The 23,599-nt window shown below is 45.5% G+C and carries 25 protein-coding genes; 4 read left to right on the forward strand and 21 right to left on the reverse strand.

All coding sequences use genetic code 11. The annotated features are described in order from the left end of the window. Window positions 1-127: 127 nt before the first annotated feature. Entirely contained in the window at window positions 128-709 is a 582-nt protein-coding gene (locus AC3WTF_RS14650) for a nucleotidase (RefSeq protein WP_007408297.1), read from the forward strand. Window positions 710-739: 30 nt separating this feature from the next. Here AC3WTF_RS14650 and zur read toward each other — a convergent pair whose 3' ends face one another. Beyond that, window positions 740-1,150, reverse strand: coding sequence for a zinc uptake transcriptional repressor Zur (gene zur / locus AC3WTF_RS14655; protein WP_003153018.1), 411 nt, complete (start codon window positions 1,148-1,150; stop codon window positions 740-742). Between the two features lie 123 nt (window positions 1,151-1,273). Further along, complete coding sequence (locus AC3WTF_RS14660) at window positions 1,274-2,155, reverse strand: YitT family protein (RefSeq protein ID WP_007408296.1); 882 nt, start codon at window positions 2,153-2,155, stop codon at window positions 1,274-1,276. Window positions 2,156-2,273: 118 nt separating this feature from the next. Here AC3WTF_RS14660 and AC3WTF_RS14665 point away from each other — a divergent pair, with 118 nt between their 5' ends. Then, the gene (locus tag AC3WTF_RS14665; RefSeq protein WP_003153013.1) at window positions 2,274-2,528 is read left to right on the forward strand and encodes a DUF2624 domain-containing protein; all 255 of its coding nucleotides are present in this window, start codon (window positions 2,274-2,276) and stop codon (window positions 2,526-2,528) included. A 28-nt stretch (window positions 2,529-2,556) separates the two neighbouring features. Here the strand turns inward: AC3WTF_RS14665 and AC3WTF_RS14670 are convergent, their stop codons facing one another. Then, on the reverse strand, window positions 2,557-3,450 hold the full coding sequence (locus AC3WTF_RS14670) for a deoxyribonuclease IV (protein ID WP_061046614.1): 894 nt from the start codon (window positions 3,448-3,450) through the stop codon (window positions 2,557-2,559). Window positions 3,451-3,460: 10 nt separating this feature from the next. Beyond that, the gene (locus AC3WTF_RS14675) at window positions 3,461-4,777 is read right to left on the reverse strand and encodes a DEAD/DEAH box helicase (RefSeq protein WP_003153010.1); all 1,317 of its coding nucleotides are present in this window, start codon (window positions 4,775-4,777) and stop codon (window positions 3,461-3,463) included. A gap of 165 nt (window positions 4,778-4,942) precedes the next feature. On the opposite strand from AC3WTF_RS14675, the gene vrrA reads away from it, so the two are divergent. Together vrrA and AC3WTF_RS14685 are read left to right on the forward strand one after the other, a co-directional pair. Then, window positions 4,943-5,638 carry a VrrA/YqfQ family protein gene (vrrA, locus tag AC3WTF_RS14680; protein ID WP_012118006.1) on the forward strand — a complete coding sequence of 232 codons (696 nt, stop codon included), beginning with the start codon at window positions 4,943-4,945 and terminating at the stop codon, window positions 5,636-5,638. A 122-nt stretch (window positions 5,639-5,760) separates the two neighbouring features. Next, on the forward strand, window positions 5,761-6,705 hold the full coding sequence (locus AC3WTF_RS14685) for a 4-hydroxy-3-methylbut-2-enyl diphosphate reductase (RefSeq protein WP_012118007.1): 945 nt from the start codon (window positions 5,761-5,763) through the stop codon (window positions 6,703-6,705). Window positions 6,706-6,725: 20 nt separating this feature from the next. Here the strand turns inward: AC3WTF_RS14685 and AC3WTF_RS14690 are convergent, their stop codons facing one another. The 17 genes from AC3WTF_RS14690 to AC3WTF_RS14770 all read right to left on the reverse strand — a co-directional run bounded on the left by AC3WTF_RS14690 (window position 6,726) and on the right by AC3WTF_RS14770 (window position 23,573). Beyond that, the gene (locus AC3WTF_RS14690; RefSeq protein WP_015240228.1) at window positions 6,726-7,847 is read right to left on the reverse strand and encodes a Nif3-like dinuclear metal center hexameric protein; all 1,122 of its coding nucleotides are present in this window, start codon (window positions 7,845-7,847) and stop codon (window positions 6,726-6,728) included. Beyond that, complete coding sequence (locus tag AC3WTF_RS14695; RefSeq protein ID WP_032866478.1) at window positions 7,840-8,544, reverse strand: tRNA (adenine(22)-N(1))-methyltransferase; 705 nt, start codon at window positions 8,542-8,544, stop codon at window positions 7,840-7,842. Before AC3WTF_RS14695 ends, AC3WTF_RS14690 begins: the two co-directional genes overlap by 8 nt. Window positions 8,545-8,669: 125 nt before the next feature. Beyond that, window positions 8,670-9,032: a cytochrome c550 gene (gene cccA / locus AC3WTF_RS14700; protein WP_003152999.1), complete on the reverse strand. Its 363-nt coding sequence runs from the start codon at window positions 9,030-9,032 to the stop codon at window positions 8,670-8,672. A gap of 349 nt (window positions 9,033-9,381) precedes the next feature. Next, the gene (gene rpoD / locus AC3WTF_RS14705) at window positions 9,382-10,503 is read right to left on the reverse strand and encodes an RNA polymerase sigma factor RpoD (RefSeq protein WP_003152998.1); all 1,122 of its coding nucleotides are present in this window, start codon (window positions 10,501-10,503) and stop codon (window positions 9,382-9,384) included. A 192-nt stretch (window positions 10,504-10,695) separates the two neighbouring features. Then, entirely contained in the window at window positions 10,696-12,507 is a 1,812-nt protein-coding gene (dnaG, locus tag AC3WTF_RS14710) for a DNA primase (protein ID WP_492314288.1), read from the reverse strand. A gap of 21 nt (window positions 12,508-12,528) precedes the next feature. Further along, window positions 12,529-13,035 (reverse strand): YaiI/YqxD family protein, encoded by a 507-nt coding sequence (locus AC3WTF_RS14715; protein WP_007408289.1) that lies wholly within the window; start codon window positions 13,033-13,035, stop codon window positions 12,529-12,531. A gap of 255 nt (window positions 13,036-13,290) precedes the next feature. Beyond that, window positions 13,291-14,103: a pyruvate, water dikinase regulatory protein gene (locus AC3WTF_RS14720; RefSeq protein ID WP_003152991.1), complete on the reverse strand. Its 813-nt coding sequence runs from the start codon at window positions 14,101-14,103 to the stop codon at window positions 13,291-13,293. A gap of 25 nt (window positions 14,104-14,128) precedes the next feature. Then, window positions 14,129-14,767, reverse strand: a complete 639-nt coding sequence (gene ccpN, locus AC3WTF_RS14725) for a transcriptional regulator CcpN (protein WP_003152989.1) — start codon at window positions 14,765-14,767, stop codon at window positions 14,129-14,131. Window positions 14,768-14,867: 100 nt separating this feature from the next. Next, on the reverse strand, window positions 14,868-16,907 hold the full coding sequence (gene glyS, locus AC3WTF_RS14730; RefSeq protein WP_047935962.1) for a glycine--tRNA ligase subunit beta: 2,040 nt from the start codon (window positions 16,905-16,907) through the stop codon (window positions 14,868-14,870). Then, window positions 16,900-17,787 carry a glycine--tRNA ligase subunit alpha gene (gene glyQ, locus AC3WTF_RS14735; protein WP_003152984.1) on the reverse strand — a complete coding sequence of 296 codons (888 nt, stop codon included), beginning with the start codon at window positions 17,785-17,787 and terminating at the stop codon, window positions 16,900-16,902. The genes glyS and glyQ overlap by 8 nt, the downstream gene beginning before the upstream one ends. Window positions 17,788-18,088: 301 nt before the next feature. After that, complete coding sequence (gene recO, locus AC3WTF_RS14740; RefSeq protein WP_007408287.1) at window positions 18,089-18,856, reverse strand: DNA repair protein RecO; 768 nt, start codon at window positions 18,854-18,856, stop codon at window positions 18,089-18,091. A gap of 36 nt (window positions 18,857-18,892) precedes the next feature. Beyond that, window positions 18,893-19,036: a YqzL family protein gene (locus tag AC3WTF_RS14745; RefSeq protein ID WP_007408286.1), complete on the reverse strand. Its 144-nt coding sequence runs from the start codon at window positions 19,034-19,036 to the stop codon at window positions 18,893-18,895. Window positions 19,037-19,191: 155 nt separating this feature from the next. Next, window positions 19,192-20,097, reverse strand: a complete 906-nt coding sequence (gene era / locus AC3WTF_RS14750; protein WP_007408285.1) for a GTPase Era — start codon at window positions 20,095-20,097, stop codon at window positions 19,192-19,194. Then, window positions 20,078-20,488, reverse strand: a complete 411-nt coding sequence (locus tag AC3WTF_RS14755; RefSeq protein ID WP_003152976.1) for a cytidine deaminase — start codon at window positions 20,486-20,488, stop codon at window positions 20,078-20,080. The genes era and AC3WTF_RS14755 overlap by 20 nt, the downstream gene beginning before the upstream one ends. 123 nt (window positions 20,489-20,611) lie before the next feature. After that, entirely contained in the window at window positions 20,612-20,986 is a 375-nt protein-coding gene (locus AC3WTF_RS14760) for a diacylglycerol kinase family protein (protein WP_003152974.1), read from the reverse strand. Continuing rightward, the gene (gene ybeY, locus AC3WTF_RS14765; RefSeq protein ID WP_012118016.1) at window positions 20,967-21,440 is read right to left on the reverse strand and encodes an rRNA maturation RNase YbeY; all 474 of its coding nucleotides are present in this window, start codon (window positions 21,438-21,440) and stop codon (window positions 20,967-20,969) included. The genes AC3WTF_RS14760 and ybeY overlap by 20 nt, the downstream gene beginning before the upstream one ends. After that, window positions 21,441-23,573 (reverse strand): HD family phosphohydrolase, encoded by a 2,133-nt coding sequence (locus AC3WTF_RS14770; protein ID WP_007408284.1) that lies wholly within the window; start codon window positions 23,571-23,573, stop codon window positions 21,441-21,443. Window positions 23,574-23,599 lie beyond the last annotated feature (26 nt).

Consider the following 23,599-nt stretch of genomic DNA (forward strand, 5'->3'; position numbering starts at 1 on the left):
CTTTTTCTTTTATGAAAGGAGCTTTTTTAGTTTCCGCGTTTTTTACGGATTCATGTTTGCTAAACTTTTCTGGTATTGTTAATTGTTTATGTTACACTTGAAGGGATGAATTTATAGGAGTGTGGACATGTTACGGTTAGGTATAGATATTGACGGCACAGTTACGGCACAGGATACATTTGTCCCTTATTTAAACCGCTCATTTCATCTTTCCATTACCTTGGATGATATGACTGATTATGATCTGACGAAGCTTTTGAACATTACAGACGAGGAATTTTGGGAATGGATGAACGTTCATGAAGCAGCCATATATAAAGAAGCGAAGCTCGCGGAATTTGCCAAGCAGGCACTGGACGGACTGAAAGAAGAGCACCGTCTGATCTACATTACGGCAAGACGCGGCCACTTAGAAGATGTTACACTGGACTGGTTTGCAAACCGGGACATTCATTACGATCACATTGAGCTTGTCGGAGGCCATCACAAAGTGGAAGCCGTCAAAAAACACGGCATTGATTTATTTTTCGAAGATCACCACGGCAATGCGACAATGATCGCAAAAGAAGCAGGCATTCCGGTTATCCTTTTTAACTCCCCATATAATCAGCTCCCCATCGATTCCAATATTATCAGGGTGCAGAATTGGCTTGAAGCCGTCGCCTGGATTAATAAAAACAAACACAGCTTTCAGCATGTTAAAAGCTGAAAAAAACCTCCTGTATAAGCAGGAGGTTTTTTATCGGCACGCCGGACAGGTGCCGTAAATTTCAAACTTATGGCCGCTGATTTCATACCCTTCCAAATCATCGTGCAGCTTATCCATCGGACAGGACTCAATTTCCTTCGTTTTCCCGCAGGTTAAACAGATAAAATGGTGATGATGATGGGTATAAGAGCATGTAAAACGGAACAGTTTTTCTCCGGAAAGCTCCGTCGTTTCCAAAATGCCGAGTTCTTCATATAACGAAAGATTTCTGTATATGGTATCAAAGCTCAGACCCGGATAGTCGTCATTTAATGCGGCAAGCACGTTTTTGGCGGTCAGATATTTATCAGAATCAGCAAAAAGCTGCAGCATGTCTTCTCGCTTACTCGTATATTTATACCCTTTTTCTTTCAGCAGGTTCAACGCTTCTTGTACGTTCATGAGGACCTCCCCTTTACAACACGGTATCGCTCCAAAAAGAAAATGGCAGCTGTCTGAACAGCAGGCCATTTTCTTATGATGTATCAAATTATACCTATAAAATGATGAAAAGTAAATGAAAGCCTAGTGAATCGCGGTTTTGAACTTACCGCCCCTCGTTTCATGGGTATTCATGATCGTAATAAAGGCGTTTTTATCAATTTCAAACACAATGGATTTCAATTTAGTCACTTCAAGCCTTGTCACGACCGCGTAAATGACTTCTTTGGTTTCATCCGTATATCCGCCTTTTCCCTGAAGCTTGGTGGTTCCCCGTCCAAGCCGGTGCAATATTGCATCTGAGATCTCAGCATATTGCTCTGCAACAATAATGACCGCTTTTGTTTCATCAAGCCCCTGGATGACCGCGTCAATCGTTTTCATGGCAATATAATAAGTCATGAAAGAATACATTGCCTGCTCCGGACCGAACACAAAACCGGCCCAAATGAAAATAAACACATTGATGAGCATAACGAATTCCCCGACTGAAAAGGGCAGCTTTTTCGTGAGAAGGATACCGAGGATTTCAGTACCGTCCATCGAGCCTCCGTTTCGGATGACAAGGCCTACCCCGAAACCGAGCAAAAGCCCCCCGAATACCGTCGCCAAAATAGGCTGGGTCGTAATGGCCTCCACATGGTGCAATGAGGATTCAATCAGCGCTAAACCGACGATTCCGATAACAGTAGAGATGAGAAATGTTTTTCCGATATATTTATATCCGAAAATCATAAATGGAATGTTGAGTAACACAACGAATAAGGCAAAATTGAGGAGGGGATTGGACATAAAGAGGTGGTCTAAAATTAATGAAACACCGATAATGCCTCCGTCGATAAAATTATTAGGGACCAGAAACAATTCAATACTTACGGCGGCTGAACCCGCCCCGATCAGAATCATAATGACCCTGAAGATAAAGTGTAAAAATGATTCTCTTTTATGCTGTTTATTTGGGGTCATAAAATCTCCTTTCCTATAATAACTATTTTAAACAGTAAGCAACTTTATTTTACCATTAAAAGCTGTAACATTTTAATGATCTGCTCAATACATTATGTCTAAAGAGGTGAAAGTATCGATGATTTTAATACAAAGAATTATTTTGCAGCGGCTCAATCAAGTCACTGCGGACGATCTGCTGAAATATTCCAAGCAATACGGGATCAGCATTACAAGAAGTCAAGCGGCTGAGGTAGCGGCTCTGATGCACGGAAAAAACATCAATATTTTTGATGAACAGGAGCGGCTGCGGCTGCTGAAAAAAGTGGAAACGATAACTTCAAAAGAAACGGCGCGAAAAGTTGACGAACTTTTCAATCAATTCTCAGGGTAAAAAAGGAGGGACACCCGCCCCTCCTTTCTTATTGAGCTGATATTTTTTCAAGAAGCTCCTTATCAAACTGCTTTTCTTTCAGCATTTCGATTTCAAAACGGTACGGCGGCTTCTTATTTTTCTTGTCTTCGCCTACATACGGTGTTTCGAGGATTTTCGGAATATCGGCAAGCTGCTCGTGATGAACGATGTACTGCAGAGCGTCAAAACCGATCTCTCCGAACCCGATATTTTCATGGCGGTCTTTCCGGGCGCCTTTGATATTTTTACTGTCATTCACATGAAGGACTTTTATCCGATCGATGCCGACGATTTTATCAAACTCGTTAAGAACACCGTCAAAATCATTAGCGACATCATACCCGGCGTCATGGGTGTGGCAAGTGTCAAAGCAGACGGATAGATGTTCATTATGCGTGACTCCCGCAATGATCTCGGCCAGCTCTTCAAAGCTTCTCCCGCATTCTGATCCTTTGCCCGCCATTGTTTCCAGCGCAATCTGCACGTTTTGCTCGGGAACAATCACTTCGTTTAAACCATCAATAATTTTTTTGATGCCCGTCTCAGCCCCGGCTCCGACATGCGCTCCTGGATGAAGCACGATCTGTTTCGCGCCGATCGCTGCCGTTCTTTCAATTTCAGAACGCAGAAAATCAACGCCCAGCTCAAACGTTGCCGGATTTGTCGTATTTCCGATGTTAATAATGTACGGCGCATGCACGACAATCTCGTCGATGCCGTTTTCCTTCATATGGGCGCGTCCCGCTTCGATATTCAAGTCTTCAATTTTTTTGCGGCGCGTGTTTTGGGGAGCGCCCGTATAGATCATAAATGTATTCGCCCCGTACGAAACAGCTTCCTTGCTTGCGGCAAGGAGCATATGTTTTCCGCTCATTGAGACGTGTGAACCTATTTTCAGCAACCCGATTCCCCTACTTTCCTTTGTTAGATTTGTTTCTTCTCTGCTTTCTCTTTATCTTTTCCATTTCGTAGCTCATTTTCTTTTTATAGCCCGGCTTCACTTTTTTCGGTTTTTTCACGAGGCGCTTCGCCATTTGGTCGGCCTCATTCTCCGATTTTTTGCGTTTTTTGCGGCGGTGGCGGTCATCGCCTTTCTTCCATTCGCCGTTTACAAGCTCCGCATAGTCAAACACAATGCCCATCTTTTCGAGTCTTACGAGCGCATCTTCGTCAGAAAGCTCATAAATGGTCAGTGCTTGGCCTGATGAACCCGCGCGTGCGGTTCTCCCGACGCGGTGAACATAAAAATCCAGATCGTCCGGAAGCTCATAGTTGATGACGTGGCTTACGCCTTTAATGTCAATTCCTCTTGCCGCAAGGTCTGTCGCAATGACATAAGTGAATTCCAGATCATTAATCTGCTTCATTACCTTCTTACGCTCACGCGGCGTTAATCCCCCGTGCAGAAGACCGATCCTCATGCCCTTTTCAGTCAGGTATTTCGCAATATGGTCAGCCGTGTTTTTCGTATTTGCAAACACAATGCCCAGATAAGGGTTCAGATGAGACATCATATCAAAAAGCAGTTTGTCTTTATCACGCTGTTTAGAAGGAACCAAAACATGTTCAATCTTTTCGGCTGTGATTCTTTTCGGCTCAACATGCGCGTACTTCGGATTTTCCATATACTTTTTCAAAAACGGCTTCAGCTTTTCCGGAATCGTAGCTGAGAACACAAGCATCTGAAGTTCTTCCGGCATACGCGATCCGATGTAATCAACGTCTTCTAAAAAGCCCATGTCAAGCATCAGATCAGCTTCGTCAATGACGAGAGACTGCGCTTTATAGACGTTCAATGCCTGCGCCTTAATCAGATCCGCGATCCGGCCCGGCGTTCCGACGACGAGATGAGGCTGTGTTTTCAGCTTATCAATTGATTTTTGCTTGTCCGTCCCGCCGATGAAGCATTTTGTCCGGATCGGCTCATCTTCCGCACCCTGTGTGATTTTGAGCGCTTCCTGATGAATCTGATTGGCAAGCTCTCTCGTCGGCGCCGTAATAACAGCCTGTACCGTATCAGAACCCGGATCAATCCGATTCAAAATTGGCAATAAATAGGCGTGGGTTTTCCCCGTCCCCGTCTGGGACTGCCCGATCACGCTTTCGTTTTTCAGTACAGCAGGTATCAGACGCTTTTGAATATCTGTCGGTTCATAAAAACCAAGGCGGTGAACTGCATCTATAATAAACGGTTTTAAGTTGTATCCATCAAATTTAGTTTCTTTCATTTTTCCCAGCTCCTTAAAGCGGCACATTCTGTGTCCATCATCACATTATAACCGATTTTACTTAAAAACACCATGTCTTGGGGGAATCCTGTTTTCGAGACAGAAAAGCAAATGCCCCCTCCGATGCATATTGTAATAGCAGAGAGACAGAAAGGAGGTACAAGTATGTTTCCACAGCAGCCGATGAGAAATATGGCGCAGCAGGGCCGGCCGTTTATGAATCCGCGTATGATGATGGGAGGAAGACCGTCATTGCCGGGACGGCAGCTGATGCAGCAGGGACGGCAGCTTTTCCCTCAGCAGCAGATTGCCGGAGCGGGCCTGAGAAACGCAGGCACGGGCGGCGGAGGGGGCTTAAAAGGTATGCTTTCCCGTTTTTTACCCGGTTCAGGAGGAGGAAGCGCTGCCGCGTCGGCACCGGCGGCGGCCAGCGGAGGAGCAGGTGCAGGACTGCAGGGAATACAGAACCTGGCAAGTCCGGCATCCCTGTCGAGCATGCTCGGCAACGTTCAGAAGGTGCTCGGCGTGGCGCAGCAGGTTACGCCGATGATCCAGCAGTACGGTCCTTTAGTACGGAGTCTGCCCGCCATGATGAAGCTTTACAGCCAATTAAGCAGCAGTGATGACGAGAATGAATCTGACGAGACGAAAGAAACAGACGAACAGGACAAAAAGGATGAAGCTGAAAAAACAGATGAAACAGAAGATGAAAACAAATCAGACGCCTCATCCAAAACATCAAAGAAGACGTCTGAAAAAGCATCCGCTTCAAAAGAAAAAGACGCCGCACAGGCAGACTCAGCGGAACAGCCGCGTCCAAAAAGAACATCGGGCAGATCAAAGCCGAAATTATATATTTAACATTCTTTGATATCTCACGAAAGATTAGCTATAATGAGATCAGAAGAATGCAAGATTTGAGCCGTTTAACTACGGCTTTTTATATTGCCTCTACACTCACTTTTGATAGGAGGACATCTACATTGGACGTTATCAAAATATCGCCGCGCGGCTACTGTTACGGCGTTGTTGATGCCATGGTCATAGCCAAAAACGCGTCACTCGATAAAACACTGCCAAGACCTATATATATACTCGGAATGATTGTTCATAATAAGCATGTCACAGATGCGTTTGAGGAAGACGGCATTTACACGCTTGACGGCACAAACCGTCTGGAGATTTTAAAGCAGGTGGAAAAAGGAACCGTTATTTTCACGGCTCACGGGGTATCTCCGGAAGTAAGAAAAGCCGCTGAGGAAAAAGGGCTTGTTACGATTGACGCCACATGCCCGGACGTCACGAAAACACATGACTTAATCCGAAAAGTAAAAGCTGAAGGTTATCACGTCATATACATCGGTAAAAAAGGCCACCCCGAGCCTGAAGGAGCCGTCGGCGTCGCTCCTGAAATCGTTCATCTCGTTGAAACAGAGGAAGACGTGAGAAATCTCGATATTCAGGCTGAGAAATTAATCGTTACAAACCAAACGACAATGTCCCAGTGGGACGTCCACGATATTATGGAATCAGTCAAAGAAAAGTACCCGTACGTGGAATACCATCAGGAAATCTGCCTGGCCACACAGGTTCGTCAAGAAGCTGTATCAGAGCAGGCAAAAAAAGCGGACTTAACCATTGTTGTCGGTGATCCGAAAAGCAATAACTCCAACAGACTGGCGCAAGTGTCAGAAGAAATCGCCGGAACAAAAGCCTACCGAATCGGAGACATCAGTGAACTGAAGCTCGAATGGCTGAAAGACGTCAATACCGTCGCCGTTACCGCAGGCGCATCAACACCGACACCGATTACAAAGGAAGTCATCCGCTTTTTAGAGCAGTTTGACCACAACGATGAATCGACATGGCAGCTTGAACACAGTGTGCCGCTTAAAAAAATCCTTCCGAAAGTAAAAATAAAAAACTGAGGCCCGGGGCCTCAGTTTTTTTATAAGAAAGTAAATGGGTTTGTATCTGTTTCGGAAGCGAAAATGCGCACATCATAGTTTTTCTCCCCGGCCATTGCCGTAAGCTTCTCAGCCGTGCCTTTTCTCATGATCTTTTCAGCATAATGCCCCGGGTCCACGACGTTTAATCCCATCATCATCGCATCATGCGCTACATGGAAATAAAGATCGCCCGTCACGTAAACATCTGCACCCTTCCGCTTTGCCTGATAAATATATTTATTTCCGTCACCGCCAAGAACCGCGACTTTTTTCACCTTGCTGTTTCGCTCTCCGACCATCCGGACTCCGTTAACGTCAAACTTTTCTTTCACAAACAGCGCAAACTCTTCAAGCGTCATGTCTTGCTGAAGTTTTCCGATGCGGCCGAGCCCTTTTTCAAGCGGAGACTGCTCCACTGGATAAATATCATATGCCACCTCTTCATACGGATGGCTTTTTTTCAGCGCTTTTACGACGGTTTTCTCCATACTTGCCGGAAAAACGGTCTCAAGTCTCACTTCATGGACGAGCTCCAGTTCTCCCGTCTGTCCGATAAACGGTTCTGCCCCGTCCAGCGGCTTAAAGCTGCCGATTCCCTCAGAGGAGAACGCGCAATGGCTGTAATTGCCGATATGTCCCGCTCCGGCGTTGCCAAGTGCGGTTCTTACAGCTTCTTCATAGTCTTTCGGAACATAGACGGCAAGCTTTTTCAGCGGGTCCGAATATGTCGGGACAAGCACTTCTGTGTCTGTCAGGCCGAGAGCTTCGGCAAGCAGATCATTCACACCGCCGTCCGCCACATCAAGATTCGTATGAGCCGCATATACGGCAATATCATGCTTTATACATTTCTCAATCAGTCTTCCGCCAGGCTGATCAGTGGTGATCTGTTTAAGCGGCCGAAAAATCGGCGGATGGTGGGCGATAATTAAGTCAACTTTTTTCTCAATGGCTTCATCTACCGTTTGTTCCAGAACATCCAGTGTCACCATGACATTTTTCACCGGCTTATTCAATGTACCGATCTGCAGGCCGATTTTATCTCCTTCCACCGCAAAAGCCTTCGGTGAAAATTGTTCAAACAGCTGGATGATTTCCTGTCCGTTTACATGTTTAGGCATGTCCGATTACCTCCTTCAGCAGAGAAATCCGCTCTTTCAATTCAGCTAATTTTTCATGACTTTCATGCTTTGCGCTGCGGCTGATCTGTTCATAAATTTGTTCAGTATGCTTAAGTTCCTGGCTCCATTTCCGAAGAAACACTTCATTCCTCTCTTTTAATAAAAACGGACCCGCAAGCATTCCGGCAGCCATCGGCACGTCCCGATACGGCGCATCACGGTCGCCAGTTTCCGCAACGAGGATTTCATAACACTTTCCGTCTTCTTCGAGAATCACTTCATCAATCAGTTCATAGCCTTCCTGATACAGCCACTCTCTTATATGAACGGCATGAATATTCGGCTGCAGAATCAGCCGTTCACGCCCCGTCAATTTCGTTTTTCCGGACTCCAAAATATGAGCGATCAGCGCTCCGCCCATGCCAGCGATTGTAATGGCGCCGGCTTCTCCTTTTTCAAGGACGCTCAGCCCGTCACCTTTCCTTACGGAGATAAGAGTGCTTAAGTCCAGTTTTTCCACCTGCTGTTTGGCGGATAGAAACGGTCCGTCTGTAATTTCACCGGCGATTGCCCGGCTTGCCAAATGATTCAAAACGGCATAGCAAGGAAGATACGCGTGGTCCGACCCGATATCAGCAACCAGGGCACCCGGAGGGATATATTCCGCCACAGACTGCAATCTTTTAGATAACTTCATTTCATTCACAATATCACAACTTTTCTCAGGTTCTTTTTCCTTTACTATCATATAAAAAAACCGCCCGGAATCCAAGCGGCGGATAGAGTTTTTCATATGTCTTTTATATAGGGACCGGTAAAGCTTTATTTAATGTCAGAAACCCATTTTGCCATGTCATCCAGCTTTTCGGCCGGCACAAGGCCCGCGGGCATCCCGTTGCCGCCTTTTTCAATTTTTGTTTTAATCTCAGCGACATCTTTTCTTTTGCCGACGCCTTTTAAGTTCGGCCCTGACACACCTTCATAGTTTTCCCCGTGACAGGTGATGCAGTTCGCTTTATAAATCTCTTCAGGTGAAGCGTTTGCAGTTTCCTTCTCGGCATTTTTGCTTTCACCGCCGCTTGCGATCTGATGCGCATCTCCATTGCCTTTTACAGCTAAAAAGAAAGTCAGCCCTATTCCCAGCACTGCAATGAGCAAAAAAGGAATCAGCGGATTCCACTTCATATCTCCATCCCCCTTTTTCATTCTCCCCCTATGTAAACACTTCTAATTCTAACTTATTTTTACAAAAAGTAAATGGTCTTACTCAGCAATTTCATTGATTTCACAATTTATACAAAAAGTAAAAATAACTGTTTTGTTTATCACAAAATTATCTTTATTCTATTGTATAATGAATTGTATACGCTTACAATAAAGAATATAAATAAACTTATCTCATTTTCCCCCTTTCAGACATGCCGCATTTTTTCCAAACTCATTTGCAAAACATATGCTTATCCAGTAAAATAAAGGTATATTATCCATATATCTTATACATAAAAAAGAACGGATCAAAAAGACCCGTTCCATTCTATTCGAGAAAATCCTTCAGACGTTTGCTTCTGCTCGGATGTCTCAATTTGCGAAGCGCTTTTGCTTCAATTTGGCGAATACGCTCTCTCGTTACTCCAAACACTTTGCCTACTTCTTCCAAAGTTCTTGTGCGTCCGTCATCCAGACCGAAACGGAGACGCAGCACGTTTTCTTCACGATCTGTCAACGTATCCAGCACATCTTCCAGCTGTTCTTTTAAAAGCTCATATGCCGCATGATCCGACGGAGATGTCGCTTCCTGGTCTTCGATGAAATCACCGAGATGTGAGTCGTCCTCTTCACCGATCGGCGTTTCTAAAGAAACAGGCTCTTGAGCAATTTTTAATATTTCACGGACTTTTTCAGGCGTAAGATCCATGTCTTCAGCAATCTCTTCCGGTGTCGGCTCTCTGCCAAGATCCTGAAGAAGCTGACGCTGCACCCGGATTAATTTGTTGATGGTTTCCACCATGTGAACCGGGATACGGATTGTTCTCGCCTGGTCAGCGATGGCGCGTGTAATCGCCTGTCTGATCCACCAAGTCGCATACGTACTGAATTTATATCCTTTACGGTAGTCAAACTTCTCGACGGCTTTCATGAGACCCATGTTTCCTTCTTGGATCAAGTCTAAGAAAAGCATGCCGCGGCCGACATACCGTTTAGCAATGCTGACAACTAAACGAAGGTTTGCTTCAGCCAGTCTGCGTTTAGATTCCTCGTCACCCTCTTCAATTTTTTGAGCGTAGGTGATTTCTTCTTTAGCAGAAAGAAGATTTACCCGTCCGATTTCCTTAAGGTACATGCGGACTGGATCATTGATCTTTACGCCAGGCGGTACGCTGAGGTCATTAAGGTCAAATTCTTCTTCGGCTTTGGCAAGCTGTTGAATATTAGGATCTTCCGTTTCTTCATTTTCACTAATTAATTCAACACCTTGTTCTCCTAAAAATTCATAATACTCATCCATTTGGTCTGATTCAATTTCAAAGCTGGACATGCGTTCAGCAATTTCTTCATATGTTAAAACGCCACGTTTTTTTCCAGTTTCAGTAAGCTGCTCTTTTACCTGGTCTAATGTAAGTTCTGTTTCTGTTTCGTGGGTTTGTTTATCAGCCATTATGGATCCCTCCTTCCAAAGCTTGCAACGAATTCTAAAAGCGGTATGTTTCTTATCCGACCCGGAAGCCTTCTCTCTTTTTCAGCATGCAGGGCTGCGGATAATAAATGACAATTCATGATGAGGTTAAGCGATCTATTTGCTCCTCCGCAAGGAATCATTGCCAATCAGAACGCAAGCCTCTTTGTGGTGTTACTTTAATGATCGGTTCAATGCAACAATTTCTTGAGCCAGAGACGCAGCTTTCACGAAGTCTTTCTGCCTCTCCGCATCCGCTCTTTCTGCTTCTTTTTCCTTTATCATTGACCATTTTCGGTGATCCAACACTTTTTTTACGTAATCGGATAACTCGGCCTCTGAGAGCTCCTCGTTTACTTGGAGCATCCCTATATCTGAAAGCAGCTGGCTGATTTCCTCATCCTGCATTCTCGCCATAAGATGCTGCGGCGTCATGTCAGCGCCCTCTTCATAAATAGCGTACAGGTATGCTGCCAGCGCACGATGTCCGTCAATGTTAAATTCAAAGCCGACACGCTCAATCACTTTCTTTATGACGTTTCGGTCTCTCAGCATATGAGCGAGCAGAAGTCTTTCCGCGTTCTCATAGGCGGGACGGAGACGGCGCCGTTTCGCTTTTGTCGTCACCCGGGCCCGTCTTGTCTGCGGTTCGGCGTTTTTGTCGCCGGGGGCGTTTTGTCTGGCGTAGATGGAAAGCTGTTCAGTCAAAGATTCTACCGAAAGAGAAAATTCTGAGGCGAGCTGCTTCACATACATTTCCTGCTCAAGCGACCCGGAAAGAGCGCTGATTTCTTTCAGCACTTCTTTCATGTAAGCGAGCCGGTCTCCTTCGTCAGATAAGTTTTTCCCTTTGCGGAAATACTGCATTTTAAAAGCCATGACCGTAACGCTTGCATCAATGATATCGGTCCGGAATTTTTCTCCGCCCCGGGTTCTGATATAATCATCAGGATCAAGCCCGTCAGGCAGCATGCTTACTCTTACCTTACAATCGGCTTTCTGGAGCAGGCCGGCCGCTTTCAGCGTAGCTTCGTACCCGGCTTTATCCGAATCGTAGCAGAGAATGACCTCCTGAACATTTCTCCTGAGGATTTTCACATGTTCTTCGGTGAGCGACGTCCCCATTGTGGCGATACTTTCTTTTACGCCTGAGCTGACGGCGGATATGACGTCAGCGAAGCCTTCAAACAGAACGGCTCTCTCCTCTTTCCTGATCGGCAGGCGCGCCTTATGAAAGTTATACAGCAGCTTAGATTTATGAAACAGCGGCGTTTCCGGGCTGTTCATATATTTCGGCTGCTGGCTTCCGAGCGCCCTTCCTGAAAAAGCCGCCACGGCTCCGTGGTGATCATGAATGGGAAACATAATTCTGTTTCTGAAACGGTCAAAATACCCGCTGCCGTCTTCCCTTCTGATCAGCAGACCCGCTTTTTCCATCAGTTCTTCCTCAAAACCGCGCTTTTTCAAGAATTTCGTCATGAAATCCCAGGAATCCAGCGCGTAGCCGATTTCAAACTCATCTATGAGCTCTTTCGTAAAACCCCTTGATAAAAGGTAATCTAACGCTTCCTGGCCTTCCTTTGTATTTATTAGCAAATGATGGTAAAATTTCTTCAGAAGCTCGTGGGCTTCCGCCATCTTCTGCTCTCCGGAAGATTCCGGCCTGGATGCAGAGTGAATCGTTATATCATCAGGGAAATCAATCTGATATTTATCCGCAAGGTGAGAAACAGCTTCCGTAAATGAATAACCTTCCATCTGCCGTAAGAAAGAGAAAACGTTCCCGCCCGCACCGCATCCGAAGCAATGAAAGATCTGCTTATCGCTGGAGACGGAAAACGAGGGCGTGTTTTCCCCGTGAAACGGACAGAGCCCAAAGTAGTTGCGGCCTTGCTTTTTCAATTGGACATAATCACCTATGACTTCAACAATGTCTGCTGACTGCTGCACCTGATTAACTACTTCATCTGGTATGCGGTTTCCCATCTTATAACACTCCGTCGTACATTATTCGATGTTTTGATTTGAAATCCCTTCATCATTCGACAGGATTTTTTTAAGCAGGGTAACAAATCGATTCCGATCTTCTTTATTTAATTTTTTAGGTCCTTTGGAATGAATGCCGCTTCTTCTCATTTTGCCTGACATATGACGGCTCATCAGAGCGAAGTCAATCGTGTCTTCAGTATAAGAACGGCCCCTTTCCGATAAGACGGCAATATTTCTGTTCAGCAAAAGAGAGGCTAAACCGATATCCTGCGTGACTACGACGTCTCCCGATCTCACATGGTTTGCGATATATAAGTCTGCCGCTTCTTTATGAGGATCAACGTATACCCAGTTCTCGTCTTTGCTTCTGGAAAGCTGGTAGTGTTCAAATGATGCGACGAAAATAACCCGAACGCTGTATTGCGATGCAATGAGCATTATTTCCTCTTTTACGGGGCATGCGTCTGCATCGACAAAAATCGTCTTTTCTTTTTCATTTAGAAGACTAATTCTCCATCCCTCCATCAATCTCCTGCATAAAAACAAGCGAAATCGCATATGCTCCATGACTGCGGATCTATTTTGAGCTTTGTCGAAAAATTTCCGGGAGTTATTCTTGACATCTTACCCATAATAGTTTATTCGTATCACACGAAGCTTAAACCTAAAAATAAACATTTTATCACAATTTTTTATTATAATACAAACTTCGCAAAGATGCCATCCTTTTTGTTTATTCCCTATTTGCATACCCAAAAACCCAGGATAAAGCGTCCTGAGTTATCGGCCCTTTGTTTTGAGATGATGAATGATGTTCGCTGTTTCCTCGACCGCTTTATTCGAAACGTCAACGACTTGGCAGCCGATCCGGTCCACGATTTTCTCAAAATACTCCAGCTCTTCTTTAATTCTGTTGATATTGGCGTAAATGGCTTTGTCATTTAAGCCGAGAGATTTTAAACGTTCTTTTCGTATATGGTTCAGTTTATCAGGGCTGATTTTTAAGCCGATGCATTTTTTCGGATCAACGCTGAACAGTTCTTCCGGCGGATCGACCTCAGGAACGATCGGCACATTGGCCACTTTCAGACGCTTATGGGCAAGATATTGTGATAATGGGGTTTTAGACGTTCTGGATACTCCGAGCAGGATGATATCGGCTTTTAAAATGCCTCTTGGATCTCTGCCATCGTCATATTTGACGGCAAACTCGATCGCCTCGACCTTTTTGAAATAATCTTCATCAAGCTGGCGGACGCGGCCCGGTTCATATTTAGCGGTCAGACCGTAAGCCGATTCCATTTTATCGATGAGCGGACCGATAATATCGTAATACAGCACATTCGCTTTTTCCGCTTGTTCAACCAGGTATTTGCGCATTTCAGGAACAACGAGCGTAAAACAAATAATGCCGCCGTCCGCTTTGGCGAGAGACACGACTTCATTAATGGTGCCGATATCTTCCACATAAGGTATTCTTCTGATATGCGTATCATCGGCTGAGCCGTTAAACTGGCTGAGCGAGGCTTTTACAACGAGTTCGGCGGTTTCTCCGACTGAGTCTGATACTACATAAATGATGCGATTGTCCATGTTATCCCCCCGTTAGTTTTCAAGCTTATATGATTTCATTTTCTGATAAACTGACAAGTATCTTAGTCATATTCGTTTTGGTAAACCGGCCGATGACCTCAAAGCCTTTATCCGTATCTTTAATAACGGGCAGGGCATCGATCTGTTTTTCAATTAAATACTTGGCGATGTCCATCACATAATCGTCACGCCGGCAGACGGCGATATTCGGCATTCTTGTCATGATAATATGAACCGGTATTGAGGCAAGTTCCTGCTGGCCGATGCTCGCCCGCAGCAAATCTTTGCGTGACAGCACACCGACTAAGACAGCATCACGATCTACGACAAATAACGTGCCGACATCTTCTAAAAACATGGTGCAGATGGCATCGTATACCGAGACATTCTCATTGATGACAACAGGGATCGATTGAAAATCTTTCACTTGCAGCTTTTTCAGTTTATCCGCAAGCAGCTGATTTCCCGTTTTCCCCGTATAAAAATAACCGACCCGCGGACGGGCCTCTAAGAAGCCTGACATGGTGAGTATGGCCAAGTCCGGCCGCAGCGTGGCCCTCGTTAAATTGAGCTGTTCTGCGATATGCTCTCCGGTAATCGGGCCGTTTTCCTTTACAATCTGTAAAATTTGTTCTTGCCGTTTATTTAATTCGATCGTACTCACCACCTTTATGGAAGGGTTTCTTTATCTATGTTTTCATTCTGTGATGTTTATGTAAAAGGGGAAAAGACGATTGCCGATCACACAGCAACCGTCTTTTTCTTTATTTTACAATAAGATGATTCATATTAGCAAAAGACTTGATTACATCTGCAAGAGCGGTCATTTGCGCTAAACGGTTGGTTTTTAATGCTTCATCGTCCGCATTTACCATCGTGTGATTAAAGTAGTCTTCAATCGGCTCCTTTAATCCGCTGAGCACGGCAAGCGCCTGTTCATAGTTTTTGGAGGCAAAGCTTTCCGCGACACTGTCTTTTGTTTTTTGATAAGCGTCAAACAGCTTTTTCTCCTGTTCATTTTCAAACAGATCCGGATTGATATCGCGGCTCTCGCCTTTTTTGCTGATGGAGATGACCCGGCCGAGTGATTCAGCCGTTTCTTTAAATCCGGGTGTGCCGAGGTGCTTCTCAAGCACTCTTGCTTTATGAACGGCTGCATACGGCTCAAGCTCTGTGCTGTCCAGAACGGCTTCGATAACGTCATGACGGATGTCTTCAGCGTTTAAGACGTATTTCAGACGCTGTGTAAAGAAATCGAGGAGCTCATTTTCTTTTTCCGTTTCTGTCAATGACAGCAGCTCTTTAAAAGAAATGCCCCAGTTGCGGTCGATCAGAATGGAAACGATGCCGCTTGCCTGACGGCGCAATCCGTACGGGTCCTGAGAACCTGTCGGAATCACGTCAATGCTGAAGAAGGAAGCAATCGTGTCCAGTTTATCAGCTAACGCTACAACCGCGCCGGTGAAGGTTGAAGGCACTTCTCCCCCGGCCGCTCTCGGCATATAGTGCTCATTGACAGCGGCAGCGACGGCTTCATCTTCACCGAGCATGCGCGCATATTTTTCTCCCATCACGCCCTGAAGCTCAGGGAACTCATAGATCATATGTGTAACCAGGTCAAATTTAGAAATCTCTGCGGCGCGCTTCACAAGGTTTTGCGTCTGTTCATCCGCTTTCAGGCGGACGGCAAGTTTGCCCGCAATGGCGGCCACTCTTCTTACTTTATCTCCAAGGGAGCCGAGCTCTTCATGGAAAACGATATTTTCCAGTTTCTTCACGTTTTCATCAATGTTCAGCTTTTGGTCTTCTTTGTAGAAGAACGCAGCATCTGAAAGCCTTGCTCTCAGCACTTTCTCGTTTCCGCGAGCAACATTTTCAATTGCATGGCTGTTCCCGTTTCTTACCGTAATAAAATGAGGCAGCAGATTCCCGTTTTCATCTTTTACCGGGAAGTAGCGCTGATGCTCTTTCATTGTTGTTACAAGTACTTCTTCAGGGATAGAAAGAAACTCGGATTCAAAAGATCCGTAAAGCGCCGTCGGGTATTCCACCAGATGGTTGACTTCGTTCAGCAGGTCCTCATCGATCGGAATGTTCCATTTCTTCTCGGCCGCAAGCGCGTCCAGCTGGCTTTGGATCATTTGTTTGCGTTCTTTCGGGTCAGCAATGACGCTTTGTTCTTTCAGCAGCTTTTCGTATGATGACGGTGCATCAACAGATACTTCTTGGCCGAGAAAGCGGTGTCCCTGCGTGTTCCGGCCCGTCTCGACATTTGTGATTTCAAACGGAATGACGTCTTTCCCAAAGAGAGCGATAATCCATTTGATCGGACGGATATAGCGCAGATCCTGCGTGCCCCAGCGCATGTTTTTCGGAAAATGCATTCCGGCAATCAAATTTTCCAGCTGCGGTAAAAGTGTCTTCGTCTCTTGTCCCGCCTGGAATTTTTGAACGAAGACATATTCCGTGCCGTTTACATCTTTTATATACAGATCATCCACTCCGGCGCCTTGGCCTTTTGAAAATCCGATAGCGGCTTTTGTCCAGTTTCCGTCAGCATCCAGAGCGATTTTTTTCGCAGGGCCTTTTGCTTCTTCCTGAATATCAGCCTGTTTTTCTGCTACGTCTTTTATATATACTGCCAGACGTCTCGGCGTATTAAAAAGTTTCACTTCGCCATGGGCGATATTTTTTTCAGCCAGCCAGTCGGTCAGCTTTTCACCGAGCTGCACCATGCTGTCATGTAAAAACCGCGCCGGCATTTCCTCGAGTCCGATCTCTAAAAGCAAGTCTTGTTTACTCATGGGAAGAGCCCTCCTCTTTAAGCATTGGGAACCCTAATTTTTCCCGTTCTTCATAATACGTTTTTGCCACTTTTCTCGCTAAGTTGCGGACACGGCCGATATAACCCGTCCGCTCCGTCACCGAGATCGCGCCTTTTGCATCGAGCAGATTAAATGTATGAGAGCATTTCAGCACATAATCATAGGCCGGATGCACGAGCCCGTTATCCATTTGTCTGATCGCTTCTTTTTCATAGGTGCTGAACAAATGGAAAAGCATATCCACGTCAGATGTTTCAAAAGTATAAACGGAATGCTCATATTCAGCCATCATAAATAAATCTTTCACAGTAAATCCTGACGTCCATTCAAGATCAAAGACGTTTTCTTTATCCTGAATATATGACGCGAGACGTTCAATACCATACGTGATCTCAACGGATACCGGTTTACATTCAATTCCGCCCACCTGCTGGAAGTATGTAAACTGAGTAATTTCCATCCCGTCAAGCCATACTTCCCAGCCGAGACCTGCACAGCCTAAAGACGGGTTTTCCCAGTTGTCTTCTACGAAACGGATATCATGTTCAAGCGGGTCAATGCCGAGCGCACGCAATGAATCAAGGTAAAGCTCTTGAATGTTATCAGGCGACGGCTTGATAATGACTTGGAATTGATGATGCTGATAGAGCCTGTTCGGGTTTTCACCGTACCGTCCGTCCGCAGGCCGTCTGGACGGCTCAACGTAAGCCACTCTCCACGGTTCCGGCCCGATGCTTCGTAAAAATGTATACGGGCTCATTGTGCCTGCGCCTTTCTCCACATCATACGACTGCATGAGCACACAGCCTTCATTCGACCAGTGCTTCTGCAAGGTTAAAATCATATCTTGAATGTTCATTTCAAGCACCTCCACTTTCTCCATTCTTTTACAAGTGCGGCGGCAACCAAAAAACTCCCGTCTCTATGCTTGCCGGCCGCAAACATAGGGACGAGAGTTCTCCCGCGGTTCCACCCTAGTTGCTGAGGATGTGAATCACTCAGCCTCTTTTTAAAGGGTTGCTCGAGAATGCCTTTCGTTGCGCGCTCATCCTTAGCTTACACTGCCCTAAGGTCGCTTGTATGAGTTGGACGCAAGTACTTCTTTCTGTCACTGCAACATATTTTATAATAAATGATCATATAAAAAGATGGGCAGAATGTCAACTTTTGTTTTCATCCAAAAGGTTCTTCATGCTTTCCATCTGATCTAAAAACCGTTTTGACTTTAAATAAAGTCCTGAATATTCCTCGTAATACAGATCAATGACCCGTTTAATTTCGTTTTTGGTTTCCTGTTTTAACGAGACGCTGCCGAGCCTTCCGATATCAAAGTAATAAAAAAGCCTTAGCAGCCTTGCCGTTTGCGGCGAAATCGGAACTCTGTACGGATCCTTTTCAAAGCAGCGGTGGCAGATAAACCCGTTATCTCTTATCGAAAAATGAAACGTTCCTTCCCCGCTTTTGCAGTGGACACAATGATTCAGCTCCGGATACAGCCCCATGACGCCGAGCATTTTCATCTGCACGATGAAGGTGATCACGTCCGGGTCAGTCCCGTCATTCAGCCTCTTAAAGGATTCGAGAATCAATTCGAATAAATAGGGGTTCGGTTTCTTCTCTTCCGTTCCTTTGTCAGTGAGTTCAGCGATAAAAGCGGCATACGCCGTCAAAAATAAATCTTCTCTGATCGTTCTCATGCTGAGAATCATTTCACCCTGCTGGAGCGTGCCGAGTCCGGATGTTCTTTGCATTAAAAATGACCCGTACAAAAACGGCTGGCTGACTGCTGACAGCCGGCTGGCTGACTTCCTGGCGCCCCTTGCCATGACGCCGATTTTGCCGTGTTCCCTCGTCAGCAATGTCACGATTTTATTCGTCTCCCCGTAGTCATTCGTACGGAGCACGATTCCTTCACATTTAGTCAGCATTTCCGCACCTTCCAACAATGGGAGGGGCCAAGAGGTTTACAAAATTGGAAAATCAATTCGGGCTAGCTCATCTTCCGGTTCTTCGGGTCTTTCCAGGTTCTCTTTTTCCAGTTCTTTAAAAAGAAGGTACGTATCAACACTTCCTGTTTGAGAAAATACGTTCCAGGTAAAATTCAACACAAAAAACCCACCTTTCATCATTAAACTAGCTTGCAAATCCAAATTCTTACCCTTATCTTGACCTGATGTCCTCCTTTTCATGTTAAACAAATTTTGCTAACGAATCCCTGCTTCTGTGAGGTAATCTCACACCTCAGGCATGCGCCTTAGATGAATTAATATTCATCCTCTTTGAAGCCGAAATCACGCAGCTGAGACATTTTATTCCGCCAGTCCTTCTGCACCTTCACCCATAATTCCAGGTAAACGCGTGAGCCCAAAAGAGCTTCAATATCAGCCCGCGCTCTTTTGCCGACTTCTTTCAGAAGCGCTCCTTTTTTGCCGATGACGATGCCTTTTTGAGAATCCCGCTCGACCACAATGGTGGCAGCGACATGGACGGAGCCGTTTTCCTGCCCTTTAATGGACTCGATAGCGACAGCGATGCTGTGCGGCACTTCTTCCCTTGTCAGATGGAGCACCTTTTCTCTGATCAGTTCAGAAATAATGAACCGCTCGGGGTGGTCAGTCACCTGATCGCTCGGATAGAACTGAGGCCCTTCCGGTAAATACGCTTCAATCTGCGCGAGAAGGGTTTCGACGTTGTTCCCTTCCAAAGCAGAGATCGGCACGATTTCTTTAAACGGATAGCGCGTACGGTACTCATCAATTAAAAGAAGCAGCTGGTCAGGGTGGATCTTATCAATTTTGTTTACGATCAGAAAGACCGGTGTAGACGTCTGTCCGAGCTTTTCAATGATAAACTCGTCTCCTTTTCCGTACCCTTCTTCGGCGTTAATCATAAATAACACCAAGTCAACTTCTTTCAGCGTATTCTGCGCCACTTTCATCATAAAGTCGCCAAGCTTGTGCTTTGGTTTGTGAATGCCCGGTGTATCAATAAAAATGGTCTGCGACGTGCCGGTTGTCAGCACCCCTTGGACTTTATTTCTTGTCGTCTGGGGTTTGTCGCTCATGATGGCGATCTTTTGACCGATGACCCTGTTTAAAAAGGTAGACTTTCCTACATTCGGCCTTCCGATGATAGATACAAATCCTGATTTAAAGCTTTCGTTCGTCATGTAAATCCTCCGATGAAAATGCGCCCGGTAATAATTCTTCCGCAGTCATTTCTTTTATTTGTCCTTGTAAGTTGGTCAGAATAACAAGCATATCCTTTGAGCACAGCTCGGAAATTACTTGTCTGCAGGCTCCGCACGGCGAAACCGGTCCCGGAGTATCCGCAGCCACGGCGAGCATCGCAAATTCCGTATCCCCCTCGGAAACAGCTTTGAATATCGCCGTGCGTTCAGCACAGTTGCACATGCTGTATGCCGCATTTTCAATGTTGCAGCCTCTGTACACTTTTCCGTCTTTGGTAAGAAGAGCGGCTCCCACTCTGAAATTTGAATACGGCACATACGCTGTGTCCCGCGCTTTTAATGCTTCTGCAATCAATTCTTGTCTGTTCATGTGTACTTAATTCCTCTCTTACCTTTATCCTGTATGATACCGCTGTCACTTTTATTTTACATAATTATGATTGGTTTTTCACGCCCATTTTTGGCAATGTAAAATAATTGTAAGAATCTTCTGCTAACATATCTTCGGCAAGAAGATGAGTAAACCAATGATACACGATATCACGGCAAAGACGCAAACGGCTCCGGCGGCCGCGTCCTTTGCCGCTTTTGCGAGCGGGTGATACTGATCGGTAACTAAATCCACAACATGCTCTATCGCCGTATTTAAAAGCTCCAAAGCAAGCATCCCTCCGATCAGCACCAAAACAACGGCCCATTCGGCTGTGCTCAGCCCGGTGAGAAAACCGCAAACGATAACGGCGCAGGCCGCGGTAATATGAAATTGAAAATTCCGCTCTGACCGCGCCGTTTTCCAGATTCCCCTCCATGCATGGACAAAGCTCTTCAGGAACCTGCTCCACTCGTTTTTATGATCTCGTGAGTCCATACTCATCCAGCAAATCCTTTTGCTTTGAAAACATTTCTTCCTCTTCTTCTTTTGTCATGTGATCATAGCCAAGCAAATGCAAAAAGCCGTGCACGGCCAGAAAACCGAGCTCTCTCATAAACGAATGGCCGTACTCTTCCGCCTGCTCTTTCGTTCTGTCAGCGCTGATGATAATATCTCCTAAAACAGGCGGCATGTCGGCGCCTACGATTTCAACCTCGTCTTCGCCTTCTTCTTCAAGCGCAAACGAAATGACGTCAGTCGGAGTGTCTTTTCCCCGGTAGTCTCTGTTGATTTCTCTGATTTCCTCATTTGTCACAATCGTGACCGATACTTCAGCCTGGTCCTGAACGCCTTCTTTTTCCGCCGCGAATTGGAGCAGCTTCTCCACTTCTTGGAGCGCATCAGCTGAGACGCTGTTCGTTTCATCAACAATATCTATGAGTAAACTCATTTATTTCACCTTCTTCGTAGCCTCCGGATATTCAATCCGGGAGTGGAAAATTCCTTTTAAAGTCGCACATAGTGTTTTTGCGATCGTATCCAGTTCTCGGAACGTGAGATCACATTCTGAGAATTGTCCGTCCTGAAGCTTATCGGATATAATTCCCCGCACCAGTTTTTCGATCCGCTCGGGATTGGGATTATGCATGGAACGGACGGCGGCTTCAACGCTGTCGGCCACTGAGATAATAGCCGCTTCTTTCGATTGCGGCTTCGGCCCCGGATAGCGGAACTCTTTCTCTGTAATCTGGTCGCCCTTTTCTTTCGCTTTATAATAAAAGAATTTTAAAAGGGACGTTCCGTGATGCTGCTCCGCGATATCCACAAGCTCTTTCGGAAACTTATAGCTTCTGAGCATATTCGCACCGTCTGTCGTATGTGCGATAATGATATTTTTGCTGAGCTGAGGAGACAGCTTGTCATGCGGATTATCCATATTCATCTGATTTTCAATAAAATATTGCGGACGTTTCGTTTTGCCGAGATCGTGATAATACGCTCCGACCCGTGCTAAAAGACCGTTTGCCCCTACGGCTTCACAAGCCGCTTCCGACAGATTTGCCACCATGACGCTGTGATGATATGTACCGGGTGTTTCCGTTAAAATCTTTCGAAGCAGGGGATGATTCGGATTAGACAGTTCAATCAGCCTCATTGTTGAAAGAATGCCGAATCCCGTCTCAAAAAACGGCATCAGACCGATAATCAAAACGGATGAAGCAAGTCCCGAGACGACCCCCATCAGCATCAGCGTTCCGATTTCAACCGGTGACAGCGCCGTATTTTGTATTAATAAAAGCGACAGCACGATAATCATATTAATAAATGAGACGAACAGTCCCGTCTGCAATATTTTTGACCTCGCATTATGTTTTCCCAAAAACAGAATGCCTGAAATGCTGCTGATTAAATAGTAAATGCCGATGACGTAATTAAATGTTCCCGTCACACCCTGATTAAACATCATACTGCCGCAGATCGCCAGAATGATGCTTCCTAAAATGGCGAGCCTTTCATTGAGCAGCAGCCTGATTAAAATCGCGCCGGCGGCGATCGGCACAAGATAGCCGATATTGGTGTATTCAATCTTCTGAAAGAGACTGACGACTTCCATAATGACGAGAATAAGCGTTGTAATGATAGAAAACAGCAAAAGAGATTTATTTTTCAGCTTAAGCTCCTGCTGCTGTTTCTCAAAATAGTAGACAAGCGTGGCAATAAACAGGCCGATCATCAGAAGGAGACCGCTGATCGGTTTTAACAGGTTGGAATTATTCAAAAGACCCGTCAGTTCAAGCTTCCTGTATACTTCCCGGTCAATCAGGTCATTCTCTTCCACGAGAACCTGTCCCTGTTTGATCTGTACCGGCTGGACGCTGTCTGACGCTTCCTGGCGTTTTTCATCGGTCGCTTTCGGATCAAAAACGTAATTCGGGATGACCGCGTATTTTCCGATTTCAGTCGCAGCCGCTAAATATTTTGACGGCACAGAAGCGCTTTTCAGCTCTTTTGCGACCTTATCCTTCGCTTCAGCAAGCTTTTCAGAAGGAATTTCACTGCTCATCACCGTATTCACCGCGGTAATGACGGAATCCCTCACAAATGAGAAATCTTCATTGTTTGCATGGAGAAGCGATTTAATGGCATCTTCCGAGACGGATTCATTGACATCCTGTGTCAGCTTGTTTTTCACCGATTTTACCAGTGATTTTTCCGAAGGTGACTTTTTGTCTTTTTCCGCATCTTTTTTCACTTCGCCGATGCTGTCAAAAATGGAAGTGATCAGGTCAAGCCGGTTGTCGGTATAGCCTTTTTTCAGAGTGTATTGATCTTCCACCGCATCTTCGGCCGCCTGTTTTTTCGATTCCGTCGCCTGCTGATCTTCCACTGTGGCGGGCGCGTAAATCGTCTTATCACTGACTGCAAATAAATCCAAATTAAGTGATTCAGGTTTTACATGAATAAAGAGCAAACCAAACATGATCGCTGAAAGCAGCAGGTACAGCAGCACATGGGCTGAGCGGGCATGTCTGAAACTGCGGAACCGTTCCCGGGCGCTTTTGCCCTTTCCCTTCTTTTTCAAAACAAGAACCTCCTCCCTGAAACATC

Source organism: Bacillus sp. EB106-06-01-XG163 (assembly GCF_058791615.1).

Excerpts from the sequence above, each read along its gene's own strand:
- AC3WTF_RS14650 (WP_007408297.1), top strand. The coding sequence starts at position 128 with ATGTTACGGTTAGGTATAGATATTGACGGCACAGTTACGGCACAGGAT.
- zur (WP_003153018.1), bottom strand. The coding sequence starts at position 1,150 with ATGAACGTACAAGAAGCGTTGAACCTGCTGAAAGAAAAAGGGTATAAA.
- AC3WTF_RS14660 (WP_007408296.1), bottom strand. The coding sequence starts at position 2,155 with ATGACCCCAAATAAACAGCATAAAAGAGAATCATTTTTACACTTTATC.
- AC3WTF_RS14665 (WP_003153013.1), top strand. The coding sequence starts at position 2,274 with ATGATTTTAATACAAAGAATTATTTTGCAGCGGCTCAATCAAGTCACT.
- AC3WTF_RS14675 (WP_003153010.1), bottom strand. The coding sequence starts at position 4,777 with ATGAAAGAAACTAAATTTGATGGATACAACTTAAAACCGTTTATTATA.
- vrrA (WP_012118006.1), top strand. The coding sequence starts at position 4,943 with ATGTTTCCACAGCAGCCGATGAGAAATATGGCGCAGCAGGGCCGGCCG.
- AC3WTF_RS14690 (WP_015240228.1), bottom strand. The coding sequence starts at position 7,847 with ATGCCTAAACATGTAAACGGACAGGAAATCATCCAGCTGTTTGAACAA.
- AC3WTF_RS14695 (WP_032866478.1), bottom strand. The coding sequence starts at position 8,544 with ATGAAGTTATCTAAAAGATTGCAGTCTGTGGCGGAATATATCCCTCCG.
- cccA (WP_003152999.1), bottom strand. The coding sequence starts at position 9,032 with ATGAAGTGGAATCCGCTGATTCCTTTTTTGCTCATTGCAGTGCTGGGA.
- rpoD (WP_003152998.1), bottom strand. The coding sequence starts at position 10,503 with ATGGCTGATAAACAAACCCACGAAACAGAAACAGAACTTACATTAGAC.
- dnaG (WP_492314288.1), bottom strand. The coding sequence starts at position 12,507 with ATGGGAAACCGCATACCAGATGAAGTAGTTAATCAGGTGCAGCAGTCA.
- AC3WTF_RS14715 (WP_007408289.1), bottom strand. The coding sequence starts at position 13,035 with ATGGAGGGATGGAGAATTAGTCTTCTAAATGAAAAAGAAAAGACGATT.
- AC3WTF_RS14720 (WP_003152991.1), bottom strand. The coding sequence starts at position 14,103 with ATGGACAATCGCATCATTTATGTAGTATCAGACTCAGTCGGAGAAACC.
- glyS (WP_047935962.1), bottom strand. The coding sequence starts at position 16,907 with ATGAGTAAACAAGACTTGCTTTTAGAGATCGGACTCGAGGAAATGCCG.
- glyQ (WP_003152984.1), bottom strand. The coding sequence starts at position 17,787 with ATGAACATTCAAGATATGATTTTAACCTTGCAGAAGCACTGGTCGAAT.
- recO (WP_007408287.1), bottom strand. The coding sequence starts at position 18,856 with ATGCTGACTAAATGTGAAGGAATCGTGCTCCGTACGAATGACTACGGG.
- era (WP_007408285.1), bottom strand. The coding sequence starts at position 20,097 with ATGACGAACGAAAGCTTTAAATCAGGATTTGTATCTATCATCGGAAGG.
- AC3WTF_RS14755 (WP_003152976.1), bottom strand. The coding sequence starts at position 20,488 with ATGAACAGACAAGAATTGATTGCAGAAGCATTAAAAGCGCGGGACACA.
- AC3WTF_RS14760 (WP_003152974.1), bottom strand. The coding sequence starts at position 20,986 with ATGGACTCACGAGATCATAAAAACGAGTGGAGCAGGTTCCTGAAGAGC.
- ybeY (WP_012118016.1), bottom strand. The coding sequence starts at position 21,440 with ATGAGTTTACTCATAGATATTGTTGATGAAACGAACAGCGTCTCAGCT.